General features: G+C 57.7%; 9 protein-coding genes. 3 read left to right on the top strand and 6 right to left on the bottom strand.

What is annotated here, in order from left to right; translation table 11 throughout:
- Window positions 1-1,192 precede the first annotated feature (1,192 nt).
- Both QTL94_RS28405 and QTL94_RS24265 read left to right on the top strand, forming a co-directional pair.
- Complete coding sequence (locus QTL94_RS28405) at window positions 1,193-1,348, top strand: DUF982 domain-containing protein (protein WP_083199496.1); 156 nt, start codon at window positions 1,193-1,195, stop codon at window positions 1,346-1,348.
- 1,184 nt (window positions 1,349-2,532) lie between these two features.
- Complete coding sequence (locus tag QTL94_RS24265; protein WP_065692376.1) at window positions 2,533-2,802, top strand: hypothetical protein; 270 nt, start codon at window positions 2,533-2,535, stop codon at window positions 2,800-2,802.
- A gap of 232 nt (window positions 2,803-3,034) precedes the next feature.
- Here the strand turns inward: QTL94_RS24265 and QTL94_RS24260 are convergent, their stop codons facing one another.
- Complete coding sequence (locus QTL94_RS24260; RefSeq protein ID WP_065692377.1) at window positions 3,035-4,906, bottom strand: adenylate/guanylate cyclase domain-containing protein; 1,872 nt, start codon at window positions 4,904-4,906, stop codon at window positions 3,035-3,037.
- 341 nt (window positions 4,907-5,247) lie between these two features.
- Here QTL94_RS24260 and QTL94_RS24255 point away from each other — a divergent pair, with 341 nt between their 5' ends.
- Complete coding sequence (locus QTL94_RS24255) at window positions 5,248-5,766, top strand: LLM class oxidoreductase (RefSeq protein ID WP_244499517.1); 519 nt, start codon at window positions 5,248-5,250, stop codon at window positions 5,764-5,766.
- A gap of 484 nt (window positions 5,767-6,250) precedes the next feature.
- Here the strand turns inward: QTL94_RS24255 and QTL94_RS24250 are convergent, their stop codons facing one another.
- The 5 genes from QTL94_RS24250 to ubiT form a co-directional block, all read right to left on the bottom strand.
- Window positions 6,251-6,430 (bottom strand): twin-arginine translocase TatA/TatE family subunit, encoded by a 180-nt coding sequence (locus QTL94_RS24250; RefSeq protein ID WP_065692380.1) that lies wholly within the window; start codon window positions 6,428-6,430, stop codon window positions 6,251-6,253.
- 438 nt (window positions 6,431-6,868) lie between these two features.
- Complete coding sequence (locus QTL94_RS24245; RefSeq protein ID WP_289803276.1) at window positions 6,869-7,321, bottom strand: hypothetical protein; 453 nt, start codon at window positions 7,319-7,321, stop codon at window positions 6,869-6,871.
- A complete protein-coding gene (gene ubiV / locus QTL94_RS24240) occupies window positions 7,279-8,214 on the bottom strand; it encodes a ubiquinone anaerobic biosynthesis protein UbiV (protein ID WP_502944178.1) in 936 nt (311 codons plus the stop codon). The genes QTL94_RS24245 and ubiV overlap by 43 nt, the downstream gene beginning before the upstream one ends.
- Entirely contained in the window at window positions 8,211-9,188 is a 978-nt protein-coding gene (gene ubiU / locus QTL94_RS24235) for a ubiquinone anaerobic biosynthesis protein UbiU (RefSeq protein ID WP_065692383.1), read from the bottom strand. Before ubiU ends, ubiV begins: the two co-directional genes overlap by 4 nt.
- Window positions 9,179-9,685, bottom strand: coding sequence for a ubiquinone anaerobic biosynthesis accessory factor UbiT (ubiT, locus tag QTL94_RS24230; protein WP_065692384.1), 507 nt, complete (start codon window positions 9,683-9,685; stop codon window positions 9,179-9,181). The genes ubiU and ubiT overlap by 10 nt, the downstream gene beginning before the upstream one ends.
- Window positions 9,686-9,716: the final 31 nt, after the last annotated feature.

Below are 9,716 nucleotides of genomic sequence, written 5' to 3'. Positions count from 1 at the left end.
GGAGAAACGCAGGAACTTGACCACTACGACTAACACAAACGATACCTAAAAGCGGGTCACTTCTCGGTGGAAACGCCGGGTCAGCTCTCAATGGGAATCAACATTCGGAAGCCATCGCAGCTGTTCCGAGGTAGGCAATCCCACCAAATTCACTGCGGGCGCTGGGGAAGCAGACGTCTCTGGCAGGCTTGTCGGCCGCGCCGCCGCCGCTACTTTATCCCAAGTACTCACCGACTTAGGGGTCCTAAACCAATGGGAGAAAGCCTTGAAAAGACTGCGACCGTGCTTGTCAGCCAAATGCAGGCAAACACGCGACCACCAGCAAATGGCCACGACTTCCAGCTCGAACCGTATTCTGGACTTTTTGTCTGCGCGCGGTGCGGTAAGGCAAAAACGCACCGTGTTAGAATGCTGGCTTGCGGGGGGGGGGTAACGTTGGCGCGCAGTCAGTCCATAGTGGGAGGATGCTTCAGGCACTCGTCCATAAGTTCGTAGGCACGATCCTTGTCGATCAGGAGGCGCACAGGGCCTTGGTCTGTCGAAATCGATAACATTCCCAGTTCCGGGTTGTCCGAGATCGTCGCTATATGCGCGCGAACAACCTTGGTCGCAACCGGGTCTTTCTTCGTAGTGGGTATTCGGAGCCTTCTGCGGAACATGGTCTGATAATAAATGGTCGTCAACGTAGATTAAGGCGCATCCTAACACGCTCTCTGCGGGCCGTGGGGTGGTTAATTCGCCGCAAGGGCGTACAGTGGGGGGCGAAACAACTGGACAGAGCGCATGCGACGAAACTTCGTTTGGACGTGCGTACTCGTGTGTCTGGCCTGCCTCGGCATCGCCGGGGTGATTTATAACGTTGACCGCGACCCGTGCGCGCAAGAACTTCGTGCGCTTCGGACCGCCCAGGCTCCGCCCGCGAAACCAAGGCCGATTTGGTCTGCGATGGCTGAGGTTCTTGCCTGTCGAGCGGGATGATGGGCATGCATTAAATGGTGCGCTGCACTTAATATTGTTTATTGAAATATAATAAGCGGGCCATATAAAAATTGCTCGTCCGACTGAAGAGCGGAAGGAGAAAAAGGATGAGCGCTGGTGATCGTCAGTTCCCCATTCTCCCCCTCTAGGAGATTCCCGTCTATCTGAAGATCGGTGACGGAGTATCTGAAACCATCGATAGCCCGATGAGGCCCTGATCTACCTTGAAACAAGGTGGCCAGACGAACGAAGCCCCTCTTACGAAAGAGCGAAAAGCGCCTGCAAGCTTGCTGCGGACGGTTACGCCTCGCTCGTAGATGCAAGAGAGGCATTCGTCACCGCAGCGATCGCTGCGTCGATATTGGACTGAGCCCGCCTGCACCATCAAAGCGGCAGCCCGGCTGGAATGTTGGGCTGCCGCTCGCTTGCAAGTTTCCCGATCTGATCCCGGCCTGTTCTCTACGTCGCCACCCTGAGCAGATTTGTCGGACGCTGTGCCAACCACGGTCCGCGTTTTGTTCTGGGCTGACGTGGCTATATTATGGTTCATCGCCTTGGTTCTGGAGCAAGCGCATGGAAACGAAGAGCCCGCGCGAGTTAGCTGCTCGCGCTCTATGTCGATTGAGTGACCTTCCTGAAGACACCAGGATTGAGGGTGTGCCAGCGTGGCGGTTGTTTCTCCCTCACGTTGATGCAGTGCTCCAGGCTGCTCTAAGCCGCGAGGAATATTTTCGACTACGGGACGAGTAGATGCCATCATATTCTGAACGGGCGGTGGGGTGTCGCCAGACGTGATGCGAACGGATGATGGACAACCTCGGAATTCTCCATTTGTCGGGGCGCGGACAGGCAGACGACTTAAAGAGGCTTGTCAGCCGCCAGGATGCCTCTACCTTACGGCTTAGAGTTCGGAAGAAACTCAGCGACTTAGGGCTATTGGAAGATGAGGGAAAGCCCTGGAACGACGGCGGCTGTGCAGGCCAGTCAGAAGCGAGCAATCGGGTATCCACCAGCGGGTAGCCACAATTTCCAGATCGAGCCATGCACCGGACTTCGTGTCTGCACGCAGTGTGGCAGACCGAAAACTCACGGGGTTAAGATGGCACCCTGCGAGGGAGTAAAAGTTGGCTCGCAGTCAGTCCGCAGTGGCGGGATAACCCAGTAGCGTCAGGCACTCTTCCATCAGCTCGTGCGCATGATCCCTGTCGATCAGCCGCGCACAGGGCCTTGGTCCGCCAAGATCGATAATATTCCCAGTTCCGGTTCGTCCGAGATAGTCACTATGCGCGCACGAACAACCTTGGTCGCTGCCGGGGCGGCTTTCGGATCTGGTCTGCGCCTTGTGCGGAACATGGTCCGATAATAACGGGTCGTTAACGCAGATCGAGATGCGTCCCCCACACTAGGAGGGGGAGAGGATGTTCCAATTTCGCAAGCGACAAACGACTTGCTTAGTGGACATTTACGGCGCAGTCTCATCCAGTCGATGGCATTCGAAGCGGGCGCCGTCGCGTAAAGGCTCAATGCCTTCGCCCCAACAAAAGGAGGACTATCATGTCTTCCAACCATGAATATCTTGAGATAGCCGACGTGAAGATGCTTGAACGTGTGCTGGAACGCGCGGGCTACTATGCATCTCTGGTGGATACCAGCGACACACAGTATGCGGCGCAGTTCGTCCTGAAGCTGTTTCAAAGCGGAATTGATTCCGAAGAGGATCTTGTCGATGCCCTCAACGCCCGAGGGAAAAGTGCAGTGGAAGGTGCCACTCCCCGGCAGGTGCGGCTGGAAGCCGTTAATCGATGGGCCGATGAACGTGGCTAGCCTAGCGCCACGAGTGATCCGGAGTAGCTTGTTCATTCTGCTCCTCCGTCCGACCGAAAGACCTTAGCGCTGCAGCTTTCGGCCCCTTTTAAAGACAACGGGACAGCAATACAGCTTACCGGTCAATCTGAGGCGACCAAACGAATGTCTCTTTCTGGCGCACCACAGCACCCTACGTATGTGTCGTCAGTTGGCGATTGCGAAGATGGCGTCAGCACACCCGAACGGCTTACTACTTTTCCGGCAACCCCGCCTTTACTAGGTCGGCGACCTGCATGTCGATGACATCCGGCTTGATATTAAAAGTCATGTCCCGCCAGCGCGCGGCAGTGTACCAGGGCTGCACCGCCAGCACCTTGTCGATCTCCTTGCGAGCGTCGTAGGGTTTTCCCAGATGCACGAAGTTGATTGCACGGAGAAGTGGGATGCCGATGAAGAAATCGGCAGTGCCATCGATCAGCTTCGCCGACTCCCCGTAACGTCCCATATCGGTGAACACGAACGCCTTCATGCTCAGGTAGTAAGGAGCGTTGTTAGGGTCGTTCCTCAATGCAAAGTCAGCCAGCTCGATCGCCTTGTCAGTCATACCATGCCAACGGTAGGCGCTAGAAAGGTCGCCGATCAGAAAGGCGTCCCCCGGTGAAAGCGCCATCACCTCCTGTGCGCTTTGAAGCGATTTGTCGAAGTTGCCCCCGTGGGCGCTGACATAGCTGAAGGACCAAAGGCCGCTCTTTTTCGCATCTGGCCCAAGACTGGGACGCACCAGCGTCTCGTTTAATATCTCTGAAGCCTCACGCCAGTGCTCGTCCGGCGTCGTGTCGTAACCGTAGTTGGCGGCAAGCACATTGTCCCAAGCGAGACCGCACTTCAGCAGCGCGGAATCCGGAAATTTCTTGAGGCCTTCTTCGATGATCTCTCGAGCCTTGAGCAAACTCTGGGGGGTGTATTGCTGGAAATAGAAGTTTGAGCGCAGAAAGTAATCATATTCCTCAAGTTTTGGCGTGTCCTTTTCCCAGACTTTTCGGTATTCACTCTCGTACATCTTGCCGCGTTGGCCGCCGAGCGACGCGACGATGCGTTCCACAATCCGATCCTGAAGGGCAAGAGGATCAGTTCCCTTCTCGTCGAGCTTTTCCGCCCACACATGCTCCCCGGTCTGCGCGTCGGTGAGCTGGCCGGTGATCCGGAGCCTGTCGGAGTCCTTCCATACCCCGCCCTCGATCACATAGGCGACGCCAAGCTCTTTGCCTATGTTGCGAATGTCTGTCTTCTTGTCTTTGTACGGGTAGGTCGCGCTACCGGACAGAACCTTGAGCTCCGATACCCCGGTCAGCATCGAGATCAGATCGTTGGTTATTCCGTCGCTGAAATAGTCTAGTTTGGAATCGCCGCTCATGTTCTGGAACGGTAGAACGGCAATCATCGGCACGCCCGATCGCTCGGTCGTCGTCGATATGCCGGGAATGGTGAGACCGGCCAGCGGCAACGCCCACAATGCTAGGCCGCAAATGACGACGATTGCGAAAGCACCAACCAGAACGTTGGCGGAAGCGCTTTGGCGCTTGGCTGGCTGCCGCCTTGTCGCTCGACAGGCCAATGTCACGCGGTAGCAGTCCACCGGCTCGGAGATGTTCTTGACCTTCTGTGCGCCCATGGATTCGAAACCGAAGGCGAGCTTCTTCTCGACCTCCTTGGCGACCTTTCCGGACACCCAGATGCCGCCAGGCTCGGAGAGCTGCTCAAGACGGGCAGCTATGTTGACGCCTTCGCCGAACCTATCCTGTCCCTCAACGATGACCTCGCCAAGATTCACGCCGATCCGCACCCGAATTTGCTGTTGCTGAGGGACATCTTGATTGCGTTGGGTAAGCGACTGTTGAAGAACGACGGCGCATTCGACAGCCTCGACGACCGAGCTGAACTCCGCCAACAACCCGTCGCCCATCAGCTTGAAGATGGTGCCGTGATGCTTCGCAATGATGGGTTCGAACACCTCCCGCAATCCAGCCTGGAGGCGCTCATGCGTCCCCGTCTCATCGCGCTCCATCATCGCGGAATATCCTACGACATCAGCTGCAAGGATGGCTGCAAGCTTGCGATCCATCGACAATCCTACTGGCCGAAACTTCGGCCCTCCCGACGCTGAGGATTGACCTCAGCGTATCCGTTGTCAACGTCGCGTACGACGGACGAACGCTCCTGCTGACAGTGCGAGACAACAGCTGCTTGACGTCTCCTTTTGGCGGATATCGTTGAAAAACTCGGCCAATTAACTATTCATCGGGCTGTTTCAGCGGTTCTCCGGTGAGGAGGATCGGTTGTCTGTCCCGCACTTTCGCGCAGGGTATCCTTCCTAGCCGCTTTTATGCGGCGATGACGCCGTATGGTGGCCTTGGTGGTCTGAGTTTTGCCAGTCCCCTTAGGTTCTGTGCGGTTGCCGCTCGCATGGCCGAGGCCGTCTTCACCGCGCAGCAGACGCTGGAAGGTTCGATCGCTTTCTACTCCGATCTGAAGGGTCGTCTCTCGAAATATGCCCGCTCTACTGGCGGCCTGAAAATCCTGCCCAGGGTGTTCCCGGTCGTTGGGAGGACCAGGCAGGAGGCCAGTGACAAGTTCGAGCAGTTGCAAAGCCTTTTAGAGCCGTTAGTGGGGTTGGATATGCTCGCTGACCTTGCTGGCGTCGAGGACATCAGGACCATGCCGGTCGACGCATTGATTGCCGACCTCCCGGAAACCGAGGGCGGCAAGAGTCGCAGAGCGCGCTTTCTGGAGCTGGCGGCTCGCGAAAACCTAACATTGCGTCAATTGTATCAGCGCGTGGCCGGGGCCCGTGGGCATTGGCAGGTTGTTGGCTCCGCTCGGACTTTGCGGAACTTGTCGTACCGGAGTTGCACATCACGTGGCACTCCTCTCACTTCTGGTTCGGTATCCAAGCGCGATACAGCGCCTAGACAGCTTCGCTAGTACTCCACACCAAACGGGGGAATGCGCTAGCAGCTAGATGCTTTTGTGGCCGAGCGTGAGAGGGAAACACCAGCTGCCGCTCGGTGAGCCGCCATCCTTTAAGCCAATTCGTAACGTCGTTTGCTGTCACCAGAAGAACGTCTTGATCGAAGCCGACGAGTCTCGAGTGGGCAATCGCCATTTGGCAGAACATCGAAGCGTAGCTCCAGAGCCGCTCTTCCGTTGAGCGAGGAGGGGACGCCACCGATAACAATGCTCTTCTAGACACGACGACAACCCCGGCGCGCCCCTCCATGCGAAACTCGATCCGGCCGGATCGCTCACGCGCATCGAGTGCGACATGAACGATAACTGGAGCCATCTTATCTTTCGGCATCGCACCTTCCTTCCCCAGATCGAAATAGTCTGCTCATTTGGTGATCGACGCTCATTGACCGGCGCAAGTGCTGAAAGTCCCGCGGGTGCTTTCGCCCCGCATTCCGGATCATTGACCGTTGTGTGGGTCGGACTCAATCTTGGGTAGATCGTCGTCCCTGAGGCCCTTTTTGAAGGCCTTGATCCCGTGTGCGACATCGCCCATTAGTTCAGGCACCTTTCCCTTTCCGAAAAAGAGCAGGATCACTGCGAGTACGATGATCCAGTGCCAAGCGCTGAAGCTTCCCATGTATTTCTCCTTTAATAGAACGTGCGTACACTAGCGGCAGCGGGCAAATTCTCGTTTGTTCGAGATCAAGCAGAAACAAAGTCAGCAGGGATTTCCTCACTGGTCGTCCCGGTTTCTGAGGCCTTCCAGAGGGATCCCGCCGGTCTGCGACGGGCGCGACCCCTCGGGCCGTGATTTCCACCTCGGGCGCAGGTGCGGCACGACGATATGAAGCCTCCTAGTCAATTTTCGAGCATCGATTTCGATGGAAGCCGGCGCTTTTCCTGAAGATTCTCTTGGGCGGAGAGCCGGAGGTCGTCTGATGCGACTGCGGATGTAAAGGGGCTCGTGTCGCTATGAGATATGTCTCCAAAGTAGTCTGTGCCTCGCCTCCCAAGGACGCGCCAGAACTTACGAGCTCCAAGATATCCGTATGAAGATCTTGGTCGCGCGAGAGTCTCAACTTTCCACTCCCATAGTCCACTCTGGCGCCTTTTCCGGAATGCTGCGGAGGTCGCACCTGTTGAAGGTGAAGACGCGGAGTAGCTGAGAGCCCAGTCTGGCCTGCTCGGCCAGATCATCGAAGAGCAACGCGGCTTCCTCCAGTTCGCCGATGTCCGTGGCGGCGCCGAACTGGTCAAACTCCTGAAGCAGTTCCAGAAGAGTTTGCGCCTTGGCTCTCTGCCGGATCGCCGCTGCAAAGATATCCGTTGCTACGGCCGCCCGCTCGACCGGAGCGAGATTGGTGAGAACCTCACCCACGACCGTCGCGCAGCCGCAGTCCATTTCAGGCTTTTTTGCGAAAGCCTTGATCTGCCGTAGCGCCGACAGCCCCATTTTTCTGCTTCTAGGCATTTCCCTCACTCTCGTCATCGTTGGTGTTCCTGGGAGTTTTTCAGCCTCGATATCCATTCCGCTCCAGAACGGGCGTGGTGAAAGCCGTTCGAGAGCGGTGCCGCAGGATAGATGCCCCTCAATGAAGCCTCGGCTTCCTCGGAGTGGATTTTCCTCCGACTAAGTTCTGCAAAGACTTCAGCTACACTCGCCATGTCGCAGTCCTGCGGGGAAAGTCGTAGCGACGTGATGCCGAGCGACAAAAGGTCCTCGGGTTCTTCCAGCAAAGCTTGGCACGCGTGCGACACCGTTTGTACGCCGTTCAGAGCGAGGAACGGTTGGCCGGAGAGCGTGTTGACCGCGAGGCCATCGGGCTCCTCCTGGCACACGAACTGGCAGTTGTCTTTCGTCTTCCCCTTGGAACGCGCGTGCGCGCAGCGAGCGGAGATGGCAAGAGGAATTCGCCCGAATGCGAAGAGTTCGAACTCCGGTCCGGGGCAGGCCCTTGTAATCTCCACGATGGAGGTTGCTGGGATCTCGGGCGGAAGACATATAGATGTCGCGCCGTGTCGGGCGAGAAGCCGGGCGGTGGCACCATTGTATACATTTACGAACGGGCCAATCGCATGTGGTCGTCCCTTCAGGAGTTGAAGCGCCGACAGGTCGTTTGCTTCTACCAGGTGGAGGTCGTCGCCAGCCATTGTTCGTTGGTACTTCGCCTCGCGATCAAGCGTGACGAGAGCGAGCGTAGAGTACCGCACGGTTTTGCCTGCCGCCTCCAGGCGTTCAACGACGCCGGCCATCTCGCCTTCCATGAAATGGAGCCGCTTCGAGCAAATCGTCTCCCCGAGAACGACGACGTCCACAGGCGCCTCGTCAGCGATCCTGTAGTAGAAGTCGCGCCATTTTTCCGTCCGCCATAGGTAGAGCAGCGGTCCGAGCGTCAGTCGAAATCTATCTGGCATCGTCATCTCCAGCGCTTCTCGTAGGCGCCGCGCGTGGTCTGCTGCCCCTCGCTCAACGTGCGAAGACGTTCCATTAGCCGAACTCGCTCCGCCGGAGCGGCGTTCAACGTCGCCCTCAGGGTCGACACAACTTCGGCAATGTAGGCCTTTCCACGCTGGCGGCCTTCAACCTTCAGCGCCTTGACGCCCGCGGCTCGAAGCTCGTCAAGCTGATCCATCACGTCAAGCGACACGGGATCTTCGAAGGCGTAGGTTTTACTATCGCCGATCTCGAAACGGCCCTTGCAAAGCGTCGGATAGCCCGTCGCTTCGCCCGCCTCGAAACGGTTGATGGTAAAGCCTCCAAGGTCGGAAACCATGTCGGTCCCAGATTGTCTGTAGCGGACGTGGCTTGCTGGCGAGCAGACGCCGTTCATGTTCGGGGACTTTCCGGTCGCGTAGGACGAGAGCGAACACCGGCCTTCCGCCATGACGCAAAGTCCGCCGAAGACGAAAACCTCCAGTTCGCAAGCCGCGCGGCGGGCGATTTTGGCAATGTCGTCGATCGTCAGGGTCCTGGGGAGCACCACGCGAGCGGCGCCGAAGCTCTCCACGAGATAGGCCAATGCGTCTGGATTTGAGGCCGACGCCTGTACCGAAATATGAAGCCGTTGGCGCGGGTGATGTTCGGCGACATGCGCCATCAGACCGAAGTCGGCAACGATCAGGGCGTCGGCTCCTGCCTCTGTCGCCTCCGCGGCGCGCTGGTACCAAAGGTCTTCCTTCCCGGCCGTCATAAACGTGTTCAAGGCGACGAAAGTCTTGACGTTGCGTGAGCGCCCGTATGCGATCGATGCGCGAAGCTCGGAGACGTCGAAGTTCAAGCCCGGAAAGTTCCGAGCGTTCGTTTCGTCACGGAAGCCGCAGTAGACGGCGTCCGCACCAGCGTCGACGGCTTCACGGTAGGAGGCAGGAGTTCCTGCTGGGCAGATCAGTTCCATTGCAGACCCTGCGATCTGAGTGCGTCACGCCTCATCCCTTCCAGCGCCATGGCAGCCAGCCCGCGCATCGGGCCCGTCAGCTCGGTGATGGATTTAACGAGATCGATCTCGCTGTCGTCGAGAGCATTGCGAAGGGCCAGCACGGCTTCCATGTCACCGGACACAAGGAGTCTGCGCGCGAAGAACAGGGCATCCCCGTCGACACGCCCCTCGGCAAGAGCGAGCATGAGTACCAAGGGGCCCGTAATCGTGGCATCGGCCTTCGTTGCGCTTCCTCCCCGCGACGTTGCAAGCGTACGTTCGTTGGGCTGAATTGAGAAAGAGAACGGAAAGTCCGTAGGAACGAATGCAAAGCGAGCGCCTCCATAATCACCAAGGCGGTCGAAAAGCTTCGGGTGGACACGAAGGACTTGCTTCAGGAGAAGATCGGCGATCCGCGCCGCGATAGGCAGCGGAACAAACCGAGCAGTTCCCAGCAAGCGAGATGGAGCAAACATCGGGGCCTCTTAAATTTGACGGGCCATCTTA

The sequence above is a fragment of the Rhizobium sp. S96 genome, from assembly GCF_030382195.1.
Classification (GTDB): Bacteria; Pseudomonadota; Alphaproteobacteria; order Rhizobiales; family Rhizobiaceae; genus Rhizobium.
This window is presented reverse-complemented; position numbering and strand designations above follow the sequence as displayed.

Bases quoted from the DNA above. Each gene is read 5' to 3' on its own strand.
- ubiT (WP_065692384.1), bottom strand. From the start codon at position 9,685: ATGTTTGCTCCATCTCGCTTGCTGGGAACTGCTCGGTTTGTTCCGCTG.
- QTL94_RS24260 (WP_065692377.1), bottom strand. From the start codon at position 4,906: ATGGATCGCAAGCTTGCAGCCATCCTTGCAGCTGATGTCGTAGGATAT.
- QTL94_RS24265 (WP_065692376.1), top strand. From the start codon at position 2,533: ATGTCTTCCAACCATGAATATCTTGAGATAGCCGACGTGAAGATGCTT.
- QTL94_RS24250 (WP_065692380.1), bottom strand. From the start codon at position 6,430: ATGGGAAGCTTCAGCGCTTGGCACTGGATCATCGTACTCGCAGTGATC.
- QTL94_RS24255 (WP_244499517.1), top strand. From the start codon at position 5,248: ATGGCCGAGGCCGTCTTCACCGCGCAGCAGACGCTGGAAGGTTCGATC.
- ubiU (WP_065692383.1), bottom strand. From the start codon at position 9,188: ATGGAACTGATCTGCCCAGCAGGAACTCCTGCCTCCTACCGTGAAGCC.
- QTL94_RS24245 (WP_289803276.1), bottom strand. From the start codon at position 7,321: ATGGATATCGAGGCTGAAAAACTCCCAGGAACACCAACGATGACGAGA.
- ubiV (WP_502944178.1), bottom strand. From the start codon at position 8,214: ATGACGATGCCAGATAGATTTCGACTGACGCTCGGACCGCTGCTCTAC.